The sequence below is a fragment of the Microbulbifer mixtoriginis (SeqCode) genome, from assembly GCF_052467705.1.
Genome location: NZ_CP174322.1, coordinates 2,104,091 through 2,119,558, shown reverse-complemented (window position 1 = coordinate 2,119,558; position 15,468 = coordinate 2,104,091). Strand labels below are relative to the sequence as shown.

The window sequence follows — 15,468 nt, the reverse complement described above, 5'->3', positions numbered from 1 at the left end:
TCATGAGGGATCAAGACTATCTGGATTTTTATTTCAACTTTGATGGTAACGTAACGCGGCGACAGTTCTGGCTGCTTTTTATAATACCGGTGCTCTGCATTCAGTTTATTACTGGGCTAATATTGGAATATGGCAATTTTAATTTCAGCGATGGAATTTGGAAAACTGCAGAAATATTTATGGCGGTAGTCAGTGTCCCGGTTCAACTAAGCATAATCTGGGTTTCGCTAACAGTATGCAGCAAACGCCTTCGCAGTTCTGGGCTACCCCGTCGTATGTTGATCGTTGCCATACCAGGCATTGGAGCAATATGGGTTTGCGCAGAGTTATTTTTTGCCCCCAATGCAGCCAGGAATTTAAACAGCGAAAAGTTGCTAGAACCTGAAGACACCTTGTACAACAGACCTGACACTCAGTAGGAAAATAGCGCCTGGCCATCCGCTGGGCGCACTTACATCAAACATTACCATACATTGCGACCTATCATATCCAGACAACCACCCTCCTAATTACAAAATAATTTCAGCCAGTTTAAAAAAATTTATTAAAAACACTGACTCCTCTAAGAAAAAAACTACAAAATTCTTAGAGCAACAACACCCCACAAGCATTATTACAGTCCTACATGGAGCCAATTTTTAAGATTTAAACTCTACACATCAATGTAATTCACTTACACAGCAAGTGAATTACATCACAATTCAAAAATAAATTTTTAAACTCTTACTTTCTATTTACCTCTTTTAATCAAATAAAGACAAATAGAGCATCCTCATAAGCTGTAAAGTAAAGCCTGTCTCGCAAAGAAGATAGGGAGCAAAGAAGCCTCAAACACCTATATAGACTTCTCTTCCAATAGAATGATAGAAGGGTATGAGGCATGTGTTTTCAACTCTTGAATGCCACCCCACACCCAATAAACTAACAACTATTCTCTAAAGTGAACATTCTCTCTCATCTTTTAGTATCGCACTACCTATAAATTACGGCTAAAGAGCATAAAGCATCAAAGGATTGACTCCTAGGAGTATGGGCAAACAATACCCCTCTGATAGTTATATCTACATGGTTTTAAGCGGCTACTAACTTTTATCAGCTCCTCTCCCAGACAATTATTTCAAGAGGGCTTGCTTCATAGAACGCCCCTTAAAAGAAGAAAAGTTCAAGTAGAGATCAACCAATGATTAATCCCACCCAACCAAGAAGTATTAAATCATTGACATTTATTGAAAATGTCAACATTCATCATTAACAACGAGCCACCATAGAACGATGAATTAAAGTATTTGGCTATCGGCTAGCAGGTCAATGCCTTTGGGCCCACATATATTTCCTAAATATCTACAAAGATCAAAAAATCAAAATTCAACCCCGGATACTGCAAACTCCGGTGTTACTTTTTCCCACAACTTGTAAATACTACCTTTCCTTTCATCATAAAATCTTTTTTCACTTTCATCCATCCCTAAAAAAATCAAAAGAGCACAAAGCCACACCATAACGCATTGGGAACCATTTCACTCTACGCCAGGGTATATCGTTAATCGTACTCTCGTTGCATGTTATATCTGACAAGGATGACAAAATGCAGCAAGGGAACCAAAACCGCTTTTATAGTGTGGAGATTGATCACAAGAAGCTACCAGATCTGATGCAAGAGCTTATCGAGCTAATTGGCTATAGCGATATGCTTATACTGATAGCTTCTTTTGGAGGGCAGGATGTTTATATCCCTAAATATCCAGAGAGAAGCAAGCTGATAGATATACTACCCATCCAATCCTTGCAAACCCTTAGTGACATCTATGGCGGTACCTATCTCACCTTACCCACATCACGACAAATCGACATTCAGGCACGTAATCGTGAGATTTTACAAGCTTTGCACTTTGGTGAATCTCGATCAGCAGTTGCCAAAAGGTTCGGGCTTGGGGTAAGGCAAGTGGCGAATATAAAAGCAACTGCTAAACACAACAATCGCCACTAAGACAAAAGTATTAAAATAGTTTTGTTTGAAATAAAAACATAAAGAGCTGCTTAACACGTTATTTCTATCTCAACAAATAACAACCCTAACTAGTAGATATGGCTTATTATCCTGCGAAAAACTAAATTATTAGTCGCCTGAGTAACAGCTATTCACCAATGAAAGGATTTAACTTCTTTGTTTAGCCTCAATGAGGCTGGGGTAGAATCCGCTGAAACATCAGATTTCCTTGAGAAGAACTCTTTAAGAGTTGCTATAGCCTGCTTGACTATTAAGGCCTGTCAATGTAGATCTTAAACCCCAGAAAATGAAGGCCATAGCATTAACATAGGTATTACATACCACGCTCAATTAAAATACCGCTTAACCATAAAGCCTATAAATTCCAATTACATATCCTGAACAACTCCCCCCCTTAGCTATTTTTTTCACCAAAAGAGCTGCTATTCCCCCCCCGTTATCTGCTATTCATTGACACCCGTCTACTCCCACAAGTCAAAAGTATTTTGGCGCCACATCAACTAATTTCACTACCATTATCACAATCTCGATATAAGTAGAAAGCGGAAAACCTAAAAAATTTTGAGTAAACTATTCTCCTACTACTTTTAGCTGATAGGCTGAAATGGTTGATTATTTCACTATTGAATTTTTACAAAATAAAAAATAGTTCAGTATAGACTAGGTACCACTAAGGAAGAGACTCTTCATGCAATGCGTAGTGCTCATTGCACTGGGCAAATCGATATTGTTGTCAATAGCCCTATTGTTATACTGTTCGGCACACCCACCTACCCCAGGGATCGCCTAAAGTGAGAAGGATTTCTTTTTATACAACATTATTAGCGTTCACTTGCACAATCATCTCTGGTGTAAGCTCTGCTGATACTTTTCTTTCCCGGGGCGCGATCCCCGTGATAGACAAAATTAAGATTAGTAAGGTGACAGGCCCTATTCCATATCCATGGGGTATAGCCTTGCTCCCTGATGGCGCTCTAATCATCACTCAGCGAGATGGTAAGTTACGCACCATAAGCAACAATACCCTTTCCGAAGCTATTGATTTTCCAGCGCAGGTTTTCTTTGAGGGGCAAGGAGGGCTTCTGGATGTAATTGCCAGCCCAAACTTTGACAAAGACCAGCTACTTTATTTCAGTTACGCTAGTGGCAATACTGAAAGTAACCGCCTAACTATTGGTAGGGGAAGGTGGCAAGGTGGCCAGCTGGTGGACTTTCAAGAGATATTCAAGGCAGCTCAGGGTAAAAAGAATAGCGCACATTTTGGTTCGAGATTTGCCTTTCTCCCTGACGGTACCCTGCTGGCCAGTATTGGGGACGGCGGCAACCCCCCACAGGATTTTCTCGACATCTTTGCCCGTGAGCAGGGACAAAATCTACAAACACACTTTGGTTCAATAATCCGTATTAGCCCTGATGGTTCAGTACCTGATGACAACCCCTTTGTAAATACCAAAGGCGCCCTCCCAGAGATTTGGAGTTTTGGTCACCGCAACCCTCAGGGGCTTGCTATCGACCCTGAAAGCCAGGTTATCTGGTCCTCAGAGCACGGTCCTGCAGCTGGAGACGAATTAAACCAAGTCCAAAAGGGCGCTAACTACGGTTGGCCCAGGGTGACCTTTGGTAGGGATTATCGGGATGGATCCAATATCTCTTTCAAAATTGCCAGCCCGGAATTTACCTCTCCGTTCCTTGCCTGGATTGATACCCATGCCCCCGGCGGCCTCACCATTTATACCGGCACAGCATTTCCACAGTGGCGTGGTCACCTCCTTTCCGCTGGTTTGGTCACCCAAGACCTGAGGGTAATCAATCCGCAAGGGGATCCGCTGAATATTGAGAGAAGAATTGTCATCGGTGAGCGGGTTCGAGACGCTGAAATCGGAGCAGACGGCAATCTCTACATCATCACCGATGGACCCCAGGGCCATTTACTTCGTATAGAACCCGATCAGTAAGAAGCCCCCTACTCCCACACTCATTAACCCAGTAGCCATTTAATCTACTTTTCAGGGGGCATGAAGCCACCATAGAATGGCCAATAACGAAAACAACAAGGCATTCCAATATGCGTCTAGCCCAAACTTTGGCGGCGACACTACTTGCCGCCACTTCTATCAGCTCCCAGGCAGTGACACTCATCCATAACTTTTCAGGATACCAAACCACGGATAAAGCGTTAATTCAGTTCAATGCCATGGCCTTCGACCAGGGCAAGGTGCTGGAGACTGGTAATTTTACTGAGCTGGATGAAAAGTATTCAGATGCTGAACGGATAGATGCCAAGGGCAAGACCTTATTGCCCGGCCTGATTGATGCTCACGGACATATGCTGGGCCTTGGGCAACTTAATGAGTTACTGGATCTGCGCGACCACTCTCTGGAGGATTCCCTTGCGGCGATAAAACACCAAGCCGAGAGACTGGAACCAGGCCAGTGGCTGCTTGGCCGCGGTTGGAACCAAGTCACCTGGCCCGGTAAACAATTCCCCAGTCGAGAGCAACTGGACGCTCTGGAGATTGATCATCCCATCTGGTTGCGTCGGGTAGATGGCCACGCAGGCTGGGCAAACTCCAAAGCCCTGCATCTTGCCGGTATCGATAAGAGCACGCAGGCCCCTGAGGGCGGAGAGATTCTGCGGGATAGCGAAGGGGAACCCACTGGGATCTTAATTGACAACGCCATGAGCCTGCTACAACAGGCAGTACCTTCCCCCACCCTAGCCCAGGAAAAAAAGTCCCTGCAAAACGCCTTTACTACGGCGCTTTCTCTGGGATTGACCAGTGTGCACGATGCGGGTATCAACGAACAAACCCTCACTGCCTACCGAGAATTGGCCAAGGAAAACGCCATTCCTATGCGGGTTTATCCAATGTTATCGGTGGACAGCCACAACTATGTTAAGTTACTGAAGGCTGGCCATATCGGCAGCCCAGAAACGCGACTTTATATGCGCAGCATTAAATTATCTGCCGATGGTGCCTTGGGCAGCCGTGGCGCAGCGCTTCTGGAACCCTATCACGACCGCCCACAGGAGAAGGGGTTGCTGCTCTACCCAGAGAGCAAAATGTTATCGCTACTGAAACTGGCCACGGATAACAACTTCCAGGTGAACGTACATGCGATTGGCGATAGAGCCAATCATATCGTACTCAACCATCTTGAGGCCCTGGATAAAAAGAAAAGCCAGCAAGAGTATCGCCACCGCGTAGAGCACGCACAGGTTATAGAGGTGAAGGATATTCCCCGCTTCGCACAGCTCAACCTGATTGCCTCCATGCAGCCCACCCACGCCACTAGCGACAAAAATATGGCGGGTGACCGCCTTGGTGATAAACGCCTGATCGGCGCCTACGCCTGGCAAACACTTCTCAACCAGGGCACACCAATAGCCGCTGGCTCCGACTTCCCGGTTGAACCCGCTAACCCTTTGTTTGGCCTTCATGCCGCAACCACCCGCCGCGACCGCCAGGGTAACCCTAGCAAAGGCTGGCGCACCAAAGAAGCAATGACGCTGGAGCAAGCCCTACGCGCATTTACCCTGGATGCAGCCTATGCCGGCCACCAAGAGAAAATGATTGGCAGCCTTGAAGCAGGGAAATTTGCAGACTTTATTTTATTGGATAAAAATATCTTTAAGATTGACCCTCAGGAAATCTGGAAAGTAAAAGTAATGGAGACCTGGGTTGAGGGGAAAAGGGTATACCAGAATACGTTTTTATAGGTTTGTCTACACTTCTCCTGCCCTGAGTGGTCAACGAATATCCACTGCAGGATTCGGATCCATAAATTTAAAGGCGCGACTCTACAGATATCGTATTAAAGGGCAGATCTTAGTTCATAGTAAATAGTTACAAGGACTTGCTAGCTCCCTATTTACTTTTTCACAAACAGATCGCTCAGACTAGTCTGAGCGATCTAAGTTGTGCATCGATAAGCTGCAGATTTATCAGTTTTTATCTAAAGCAAGGAAAATATGTTTCAACCTTATAGAAGATATTCTTGCACTAAGATTTATTCGATTAAATTGAAGCAACAAGGACCCTCAATCTTATCATTGCAATTAAGAGCGACTCGTTGCCGATCATTTGGAACAGTTAGATGACCCATCAACTAATATTTTTTTAACTACGCCGCTAGAATCCTCAAATACAAGCTTACAGTTTTCGTCTATACGAAGCGCGGTAACACCTTTACCATGTGTCCCCGACCCCCAAACGGGATGATGGAATCCACCCTCTAATGAACCATAAATTACAAGGTGTCCGTCCCCCTGGAAAACCACCCTTGGAGAGTCATTAGTAGGCCTCCAATTGGGAGAAGTCCATACTCTTTTTTCACACACATAGTAATTCAATTCCCCACCACTAAATTCAAGGCGAGCCTTATTAGTGGCTAGCAGAGTTTCACCATTGTAAAAATTTGTATGATCTGCTGGCAGGCTATCTGATACTGGCAATTCAGATTGGCCGCAAAAAGCCTGTGTGGTAGTAGTGGTAGTTTGATTGTCCCCCACAGTCAATGCTAACCACACTTTTACCGGCGGACGGTAGGGATCGCTAGGCCCCCTCTCAGAAATGGCAAAACTCTTGATTGCATTATCAAAACCATTCGAAATGGTATTATATGTTCCTCCGTAGAAAAATTGTGGAATCCCACCTTGATCTTCTTCAGTCCATGCTGTTATGTAACAGCAACTCGGAACCACCAGAGAGCTTATTCGGTCATGCCAGTCTTCACTCAAATTTATGGTTCCTCCAAAACTACCCTCAACATTGATGACCTTTGACTCGCCAGTCTTATGCTGGTTGTCATAAACAATCAGAGAAGTACTATCGGGAAACAATTCCGTAATTGCATTTATTAATTGCTGATTTTCATAGGCGTTTCTCGGATACGCAAAGTGATATCCCTCATTAAATTCATTCTGACAGGTCGTCTCGCCTGTATTAAATGTGTTCTCCCCAGCTGTAATCCTCCAGGTATTCCCATCTGTACAAGCAAATCGCGCCTTTTCAGATGTATTACCACTGACATTCCAGCCAGAATTGAGGTAAACACCATCAGAAGCAATAGCCCTCAAGTAACTATCACCAGTTGCATTTCCTCTCATTAGCGGATCCCAACTCCAAACCATTGCGGCAAGGTCATTGTACTCTCCACCAATATGGTCAAGATTAACTAGATTAGCTTGGTTACTTCTGTGAATATTTTGGATTTTATCGAAGTCAAAATCCTTAAAACTCTCCCATGGGTTCTGGGGAGGAATAAAATCATTAGCAATTGATTCTGCACTCCTACCAATATGCCCCAAGCCAGTAAACAGCATGTTATTTAATGTACCGTTAACACTAACATCACGATCTTTATAAATAACCACGCGTTTGCCTTGAGCCAAAACATTTTGCGGAGTTAAATTCTTCGGAATACTACCAATGCCATTGCTTTTATAGACATAATCTCCAATCGTATTGTTAATTGTATCCAACAGCTCAGCACTTGCGTTATCACTATAACCTACATTATTATTTCTATCTTCCAAGTAGATAATAACAACTTGATTCTTAAAAGACGGGTTATCAAGAAAATTTTTTACTTCTAAAAGGCCATCGCTCAAACTCTGATCAACAGTCCCACAAACTGCATGGCATAGTCGAATTCCACTCCTTTCGTAACTCAAATCAAGTTCAATGAATTGAGCCCCCATTCGCAACTGATCATATATACTGATACCCTGGTTAGGCCATGGGTAATTATGAGAGTAAGTATTGTAAGTATTGTGCGACCCCCAAAAACTTTGCTGCGAAAATGGAGTCTTTAAATTGAAATCTCTTTGTAATCTCAATTTTTTATAGGTATCTGATACTATAAAAGTATCCACATCAATAGGATCATAGAATTCAGCATTTGCAGCCAGAGAAAGAGCTAGCAAGGGAAAGTAAATTATTTTTTTCATTTTATTCGGCTTTATATTAATCTAAAAAAAAATTTTATTTCAATCACAAAATATTGTCGCCATTTACAAATACTTTTCAACCATGCCAAATAAGAATATGTAAAATCCTCAAAAAATTCACAACATTAGGGAGCTTATTTACATATTCTCGCCCAGCGTGCTAAAATACGATGCGAATAAATACCTTAGTTAGCCACCTTGGAAACATTAATGATGTGTCACGCCACAACATAACAATAAGCGTCAACATTTAACCGCAAGTGACATGCAAGTAAGAAGTGCGATGTAATTATGATGATATCGGACTTAAAATAATGACACGAAAGACCTGAGCTTATTTCCTTTCATCTAACCATGTTGACCTTCAGTGGATCTGAGCGCTCATACTAGCTTTGTGCTGCACTCAAATGGCAAAACAAACTACTAGCCAAGTCAAAAAATTGCCCCTTAGTAACTTTTCCTATATTTAAGATTCATTTTAGCAATCTATTTTCTAAAAAATATTATTTAAGAACAAAATTCTTAGTATCAACTTTGATGCGCAACACTACATACGCAGTATTAAATTATCTACCGATGGTGCCCTGGGCAGGCGTGGCGAGGCGCTTCTGGAATACTATCACGACTACTGATAGGAGAAAGGGTTGCAGCTCTACCCAGAGAGAAAACTGTTATCGCTACTAAAGCTGGCCATTGATAACAATTTTCAGGCAAACGAACATGAAATTGGCTGTAGAGCCAACCACATCGTACTCAAGGTTCTTGAGACCCTGGATAAAAAGAAAAGTCAGTAAGGATATGGCCAGCGCAGGTGGTTGAGGTGGAGATATTATCCGCTTCCTGCAGCTCACCCTGATTGCCTCCATACAATAGCAACCCGTCTTGACCACCTGAGTACCCCCAGTAGAGGCTGGCGTACCATAGAAGTAATGGCTCTGAGGCTTTTTATATGCATTTCCCCTGAATGCAGCCTATGCCTGCCATCAGGAAGAGATCATAGGCGACCTACCGCCCAGAAAGTTTGCCGATTTTATCTTTCGAGTTATGAATTGTTGAAATTGACTCACAAGAAATCTGGCAGATATAGGTTTTGCAGACTTGGATTGAAGGAGAGAAAGAATCTCAGCAATTATTATAATTAGCTAAGAGTTATATTCCCTGCATAAATCCTCAGATACTTGTCTAAACTCATACTAAAAGTATGTGATCTGGAGCTCCAGCGGCCCCAATTATATCTATAATGTTCCATTAAAAGTGGATCTATAGCTTTTCAGTAACAAACTCTCCGAACAAAGAGTTTTACATCAAAACAAACTTTAAATGGATAAAAAATGAATATAAGGTCAAGAGATCAACTTATCGACTTCGTAGATAACGGAAATACAGTTAAGTATGTCTTTTTTTGGGAGCATCAAGAAATAGATAACCAGATCTCAAAGAGCTGTCTTAGCCAGTGGTATGACACCAAATTCGAGGAAGATGGGTATCATTTTATTACCGCTGAACACTACATGATGTACCACAAGGCCAAACTTTTTAAGGACCACAAGGCCTGTGAAAAGATTCTAACCTCAGATCACCCTGGTAAAGCCAAGGAGTTAGGCCGGCAGGTTGTTGGTTTTAGCCATGACATCTGGATAAAAAAACGATTTGAGATTGTCGTTAATGGAAACCTTGCTAAGTTTTCCCAAAATAATGACCTGAAGAGATTTCTGCTCAATACAAAAGATAGGATCCTGGTGGAGGCTAGCCCCGTTGATAAAATTTGGGGGGTAGGTCAAGCGCAGGATAGCTCGACAATACAAGACCCAAGAACCTGGGCAGGCCTTAACCTTATGGGCTTTGCACTTATGGAAGTGAGAGATCAACTGAGCTTTAACCCCTCCTAGGATGAAGCCCTAAGTAGTTTCAACCAATATCGCCAATAAAGTATGACCCAACCTTCCCCAAGTCGCTTTCACTGAATCAAGCACACACAAAATATTGCAATTGATCAATTTTTTAAAAGCAAAGCAGGCAATGGGTTGATTTAAATTTAAATCAACCCATCACCCAAAATCAATAAATTACCTAGCCGTTAATAATCAACACTTAACCAGAGATTTTCAAAATCAGTGTAGCCATAAACGGTGACATACCAGACGCCTGCTTGAGGCGCACTCACATTTATAGACTCATGACTGGTCCAGTTTTCTGAAGTGAAATCCGCATTGCTCACAGAAGCCTCCTCATTGTACTTTATATACAAATCTGCATCACCAAGAGAAGCGATAAATGAAGGTCCGGTGGCAATAGAGAGCTTGGCTACACCCTCTGGCACTTGAATTTTAAAAGTGAGCGCATCACCCGCTTTGCCACCCAAGTCGGCGATGGTCTCACCAGCTACGAGAAACTCTTCTGGGGTAGACGTTTTGAAGGAGCCCATTAAAGTGACTTGCTCAAAATCCGCATAGCCCAATAGCATAATATGCCACACACCCGCTTTCGGATTAGCAATTGAAGCAGTTTCGTCATTACCACTTATATAGGGACGATAGTCGTAGACAGATTCCGTTGGCTTCTCACCAAAACGCACATAGAGATCTGCATCACCACTGCCGCCATTCATGGCAAACTGTAGATCTTTAGCATTTTGGGGAACGTTCATGGTGAAATACAAGGCCTCCCCCTTGCTGGCAGCCAACCCACCTATTTCCTGAAGGTTGACTAGCTGGTTGCCAGGCTCACCTCCCAAATCCAGAGTCGCGGTTAGATCCACGCCTTCAAATGAACGCTCTACCGGTGTGAGCAATACATGCCAACGGCCTGACTGAGGCGAGATGATCTGTATGTTTTCGATATTACCGGCATTTTCAGACTTGTAGTCAAAATCTGTGGTATCGGGTAGGCGGTTATGAGCCACATATACATTCATCTCACCGCCTATTTCCGACTCTTCTGTTTGAATAGTCAGTTTTTGAGCATTTTCAGGGACATCAATGTGAAATAGCTTGCCATCTTTCCCCCGTAAGTCGACCCTTGGTTTGCCAGAAATAAGTGTTCGCTCCGCCTCTTCATCACAAATAAATGTTTCACCACCCTTAACCGGGCTGTATTGGATATTACCGCCCTCGATCACACCATTGATAAAAGTGAGCATTTCACAGGAATAAACATCCAATAAATTATTGGTGAAATCTACCTCTTTTAGGAAAGGCTTATCCATTACCCACTCAAATTGAACGGAATCCAAATGGTTGCCAGAGAAATTCATAGACTCCAAGCGCTTGGGCAACTCAGGAACCTCGGTTAAATTTTCACTAGCAACAGTAAGATATTTTAGATATCGAAAAAGATGTATACCTTGCAAAGATTGAATTTCACCGTTTCCAGGGGTATGAATTTTCTCAACCTTCGCCGCCTCTAAACTACTTATTTCACCATTATTATCGGCATCAAAGTAAGCAAGCAAATAAGATTTAAATGCCGGATCAGGAATGTTGATATTCACAGTACCATAGTGAGAAGCCGCCCCTACCTGATCACCAGCTCCGAGGTCAACGCGCTGCCCTACAATGCCATCATATTTCTCATAGCCTTTTTTGGGGACAATTGTCGCACCCCCATTAGCACTATATGCGCGGGAGGGGTAGTGCATGACTGACAGGAAGTCGTATTCGCTATAGTTGTGTGATTGGCGAACATCAAAATTGTAGATATACGCTGGCTTTATATTGTCTTCCAGGATCATCACATATTGATCCCGGTCAGAACGCTGCTGCTCATGTCTCATGCCGATAGCATGACCCAGCTCATGAACAATAATATATTTCATACTCCAGTCTTTCATACTGAAAAACTGCCCGCCACCAGACATTCCAACCATAGATCGATTTTCACTGCCATTTCGCACGTAGATATAATTGGTTTGGTCTTTGCGCAATTTAAAATGTAAATCTGCGACCTCTTCCCAGACCTTGGTAGCATCAACGAATCGCTGACGGTTTTCTTCTGTTACGTCTTCATGAAAATCATAATAGACAACACCTTCAGGCCACTTATTTGCTGACAACTCAAAGGCTGACATTATACTGACCTGCCCGGATTCCTGTGGAACCAGCTCCAGCATATCCCCAGTTAACTGATAGAGTTTGCCATCAACCATCACCTTCCTTGAGGAGAATTGCTCTTCCAGTTGTGCAAATTCATTCTCGGTAAAGTTTGGAATACTATTAGCCACTGCCTGGCTTGATGCCAGTGTCAATTGACTTAATAAGGCCAAGCTTGTGGTAACCCCCAGCACTGCACCGGTTAACTTTTTCATTTTCATGTTCCTTCTCTGAAAATTCACGGATTTGTAACCTAATCTGGTGTTTAAGATTTTGAAAGGCGACAAAACCAATTGATATAAGTCAAAATAATAAAATATCAATGGGCATGTCGACGCGGGCAAGAATACAGCCGTTGAAATTTAAGGTCGATAGGATATTTATTGCTAATTTATAAGCACAAGGGCAGAAAAAGAGAAGAACACTTCAACAAGCAACCTAATATTTTTAGTTAAATTTTTTTAACAAATAACAAAACAAAAAAACAACGACCAATCAGAAATGGAACATAAGACCCAGCTATCTGATTCCGCTAAAAATAGAGGGCAGCAGATATAGCTAGGGACTTACTTTTAGAAATGAAGACCTTGCCCAGTATTGAAAATTCGTCCTAGAAATAATTTCTGGGTATCTACTTACCAGCCAATGAGGGGATCACGAGACCAATATTGAATAGGAAATTTTTACAATGCAGATTGCATATGCCGCAAACATATGGTTAATGAATTTTTATTCTCGAGCACTTCTTAACTCAAAGACCACTTAAATAAAAAAAGCCGCATCCAAAGATGCGGCTTTTTCATGAACAATTTATTAAATCAATAAACTAGTTCTTGGAGGCAACCGTACTCTCTTTCTTCTCCGGGATCGGGAAGCCACGATCGCGCATCAACGCTTCGATATTGGCATCACGACCACGGAAAGCACGATAAGCATCAGCGGGGTCTACAGCATTACGCGGTGCAAACAGGTGTTTCACCAACTTGGCTGCTACCTCTTTGTCGTAGAAGCCACCTTTAGACTCGGAGAAGGCCTCAGAGGCGTCGGAAGTCAGCACGTCGGCCCACATGTAACCGTAGTAGCTAGCTGCATAACCTTCACCAGAGAAGATATGGCCAAAGTGCGGGGTGCGGTGACGCATGACCAGCTCTTTCGGCATGCCCAGCTTATCCAGAGTTTCACGCTCAAACTTATCTGGGTCGATACCCTCTGGATCAGCAGTGTGGAACTTCATATCAATCAGCGCAGAGGCCAGGTACTCAGTGGTGGCAAAACCAGAGTTGAACTTGGCGGCTTTCTTAATCTTCTTCACCAGATCCGCAGGAATAGGCTCACCAGTCTTGTAGTGCACCAGATAGTTATCGATAACCGCATCGGTAGACAACCAACGCTCCAGCAGCTGGGATTGGAACTCGGTGTAGTCGCGAACACCGCTGTTCAGGGTCGGGTAAGTCACGTTGGAAGCAAGGAAGTGCAGCGCGTGGCCAAACTCGTGGAAGAAGGTCTCGGCATCGTCCCAGCTCACCAGCACAGGTTCACCCGGCGCGCCCTTGATAAAGTTTGAGTTGTTAGAAGACAAGACGTTCTTCTTGCCATCAAAGGTGGAGTGGTCACGATACATGGTTGCCCAGGCACCGGAACGCTTGCCAGCACGGGCAAATGGGTCCAGGTACCAGAGGCCGATATGGTCGCCACTGGTCTTGTCAGTGACTTCCCAGACTTTAACATCTTCGTGGAATACCGGTACGGAACCTTCTTTCACCGGGGTGAATTTGAAGTTGAACAACTCACCAGCTACGTAGAACATGGCTTCACGCAGGTTATCTAGCTGCAGGTACTGCTTCACTTCATCGGAGTTCAGGTCGTACTTGGCCTTGCGAACCTTCTCGGCGTAGTAACGGTAGTCCCAGGGCTCAATAGTGATATTGGCTTTCTCGGCATCCGCCACCGCCTGCATATCAGCTACTTCTTCTTTTACGCGGGCAACTGCTGCGGGCCATACCGCTTCCATCAGGTCCATGGCCCGCTCAGGATTTTTAGCCATACGGTCTTGCAGGCGCCATTCAGCGTAGTTATCGAAGCCCTGCAGGCCTACGCGCTCATCACGCAGCTTCAGGATTTCAGCGATGATGGCGTTGTTATCGTGCTCATCGCCATTGTCCCCACGGCTGTAGTAGTTGGTCCATACTTGCTTGCGCAGCTCGCGATCATCGGAGTAAGTCAGGAATGGATCCATAGAGGAGCGGGAATTGGTTATTGCGTACTTACCCTTCTCGCCCTTCTCTTCCGCCAGTGCTGCCGCCGCTGCAACGAAGGATTCCGGCAGGCCGCTCAACTGATCTTTGCTCAGGAAGATATCGTAGCCTTCCTCATCTGCCAGTACATTGTTGGAGAACTTGGTATAAAGTTCAGCCAGGCGCTTGTTGATTTCCGCATAGCGCTCCTTGGCCTTACCTTCCAGGGTGGCACCATTGGTAGAGAACTGGGTATAGATCAGCTCAACCACACGCTTCTGTTCAGCATCCAGGTCCATCGCGTTGCGCTGATCGTAGATCGCCTTGATGCGCTTAAACAAGTCTTTGTTCTGATAAATTTTGGACTCGTAATCAGCCCAGATCGGTGCCAGCTCTTGCTGAACTTTGCGGAACTCTGGTGAAGACATATTCGCAGCCCAGATTCCATAGTAAGCCGTTGCGCGGCTTAGCTCGGCGCCACTGCGCTCCATCGGCACAATGGTGTTAGCAAAGGTTGGTTCAGCGGAATCTGAAGCGATCGCACCTAGCTCGGTAAGGCTTATCTCAATACCTTTTTCAATTGCGGGCTTGAGATCTTCCAGCTTCATCTTGTCAAACGCAGGTACACCACCAAAGGGACCAGTCCACTCTGCCAGCAGCTTGTTACTGGCGTGCTCTGGAGTTACAGCCATGGACTCTTCGGCTTTCACAGTGTCTTTAGCTACCTCAGCCTGTTTTGCCTTTTCACCACAACCGCCCACAACCGCCAGGGATGCGGCTACGGCTAGTGCGATCATTGTCTGACGCATTTGCTATCTCCTCGTAAAAAAGGGTCTTTTAATAGTTTTAAGAGCGGGATTCTACCCTCTCTTGGCCTATGCCGGCCAATTCTACCGTCTCAGCAGTCTGAAACTGCGGCTAAGTGAGTGATTTGTGCGACAACCTCCCCCTTTGGACTACCGGCGCCACCATGGACATAAAGAGTATACTTTATCTTGATAACGATTTATTAAGTGATTTCATTTGAACTTATAAATCATTCGAATAATTAGCCAATGTGGCTCATTTAGCCTCTCAATAAAGTAAGTTAGGCGATCTCAATACGGGTGCTGCTGCCCAAGAAATCTACAGAACATCAAGTAGACAACAGTGGCACGCCCGCTAAAACATTGAGTTCTCACCGCC

General features: G+C 44.1%; 9 protein-coding genes. 6 read left to right on the top strand and 3 right to left on the bottom strand.

The features are described 5' to 3' along the window. Positions 1 to 2 precede the first annotated feature (2 nt). The 4 genes from ACJJIB_RS09510 to ACJJIB_RS09495 all read left to right on the top strand — a co-directional run bounded on the left by ACJJIB_RS09510 (position 3) and on the right by ACJJIB_RS09495 (position 5,729). A complete protein-coding gene (locus ACJJIB_RS09510; RefSeq protein WP_444888688.1) occupies positions 3 to 419 on the top strand; it encodes a DUF805 domain-containing protein in 417 nt (138 codons plus the stop codon). A gap of 1,166 nt (positions 420 to 1,585) precedes the next feature. Continuing rightward, complete coding sequence (locus tag ACJJIB_RS09505) at positions 1,586 to 1,987, top strand: hypothetical protein (RefSeq protein ID WP_444885330.1); 402 nt, start codon at positions 1,586 to 1,588, stop codon at positions 1,985 to 1,987. Between the two features lie 914 nt (positions 1,988 to 2,901). Further along, entirely contained in the window at positions 2,902 to 3,963 is a 1,062-nt protein-coding gene (locus ACJJIB_RS09500; protein ID WP_444888687.1) for a PQQ-dependent sugar dehydrogenase, read from the top strand. A 110-nt stretch (positions 3,964 to 4,073) separates the two neighbouring features. Next, positions 4,074 to 5,729 carry an amidohydrolase gene (locus ACJJIB_RS09495; protein ID WP_444888686.1) on the top strand — a complete coding sequence of 552 codons (1,656 nt, stop codon included), beginning with the start codon at positions 4,074 to 4,076 and terminating at the stop codon, positions 5,727 to 5,729. A 360-nt stretch (positions 5,730 to 6,089) separates the two neighbouring features. Here the strand turns inward: ACJJIB_RS09495 and ACJJIB_RS09490 are convergent, their stop codons facing one another. After that, positions 6,090 to 7,961: a phosphatidylinositol-specific phospholipase C domain-containing protein gene (locus ACJJIB_RS09490; protein ID WP_444888685.1), complete on the bottom strand. Its 1,872-nt coding sequence runs from the start codon at positions 7,959 to 7,961 to the stop codon at positions 6,090 to 6,092. 644 nt (positions 7,962 to 8,605) lie between these two features. Between ACJJIB_RS09490 and ACJJIB_RS09485 the strand changes: the two genes are divergently transcribed. Both ACJJIB_RS09485 and ybiA read left to right on the top strand, forming a co-directional pair. After that, entirely contained in the window at positions 8,606 to 8,755 is a 150-nt protein-coding gene (locus ACJJIB_RS09485; protein ID WP_444888684.1) for a hypothetical protein, read from the top strand. A gap of 537 nt (positions 8,756 to 9,292) precedes the next feature. After that, positions 9,293 to 9,850 (top strand): riboflavin biosynthesis intermediates N-glycosidase, encoded by a 558-nt coding sequence (gene ybiA, locus ACJJIB_RS09480; RefSeq protein WP_444888683.1) that lies wholly within the window; start codon positions 9,293 to 9,295, stop codon positions 9,848 to 9,850. Between the two features lie 188 nt (positions 9,851 to 10,038). Here the strand turns inward: ybiA and ACJJIB_RS09475 are convergent, their stop codons facing one another. Together ACJJIB_RS09475 and ACJJIB_RS09470 are read right to left on the bottom strand one after the other, a co-directional pair. After that, positions 10,039 to 12,264 (bottom strand): M12 family metallopeptidase, encoded by a 2,226-nt coding sequence (locus ACJJIB_RS09475; RefSeq protein WP_444888682.1) that lies wholly within the window; start codon positions 12,262 to 12,264, stop codon positions 10,039 to 10,041. A gap of 611 nt (positions 12,265 to 12,875) precedes the next feature. Beyond that, positions 12,876 to 15,092, bottom strand: coding sequence for a M3 family metallopeptidase (locus ACJJIB_RS09470; protein WP_444888681.1), 2,217 nt, complete (start codon positions 15,090 to 15,092; stop codon positions 12,876 to 12,878). Positions 15,093 to 15,468: the final 376 nt, after the last annotated feature.

Excerpts from the sequence above, each read along its gene's own strand:
- ACJJIB_RS09510 (WP_444888688.1), top strand. The coding sequence starts at position 3 with ATGAGGGATCAAGACTATCTGGATTTTTATTTCAACTTTGATGGTAAC.
- ACJJIB_RS09505 (WP_444885330.1), top strand. The coding sequence starts at position 1,586 with ATGCAGCAAGGGAACCAAAACCGCTTTTATAGTGTGGAGATTGATCAC.
- ACJJIB_RS09495 (WP_444888686.1), top strand. The coding sequence starts at position 4,074 with ATGCGTCTAGCCCAAACTTTGGCGGCGACACTACTTGCCGCCACTTCT.
- ACJJIB_RS09490 (WP_444888685.1), bottom strand. The coding sequence starts at position 7,961 with ATGAAAAAAATAATTTACTTTCCCTTGCTAGCTCTTTCTCTGGCTGCA.
- ybiA (WP_444888683.1), top strand. The coding sequence starts at position 9,293 with ATGAATATAAGGTCAAGAGATCAACTTATCGACTTCGTAGATAACGGA.
- ACJJIB_RS09475 (WP_444888682.1), bottom strand. The coding sequence starts at position 12,264 with ATGAAAAAGTTAACCGGTGCAGTGCTGGGGGTTACCACAAGCTTGGCC.
- ACJJIB_RS09470 (WP_444888681.1), bottom strand. The coding sequence starts at position 15,092 with ATGCGTCAGACAATGATCGCACTAGCCGTAGCCGCATCCCTGGCGGTT.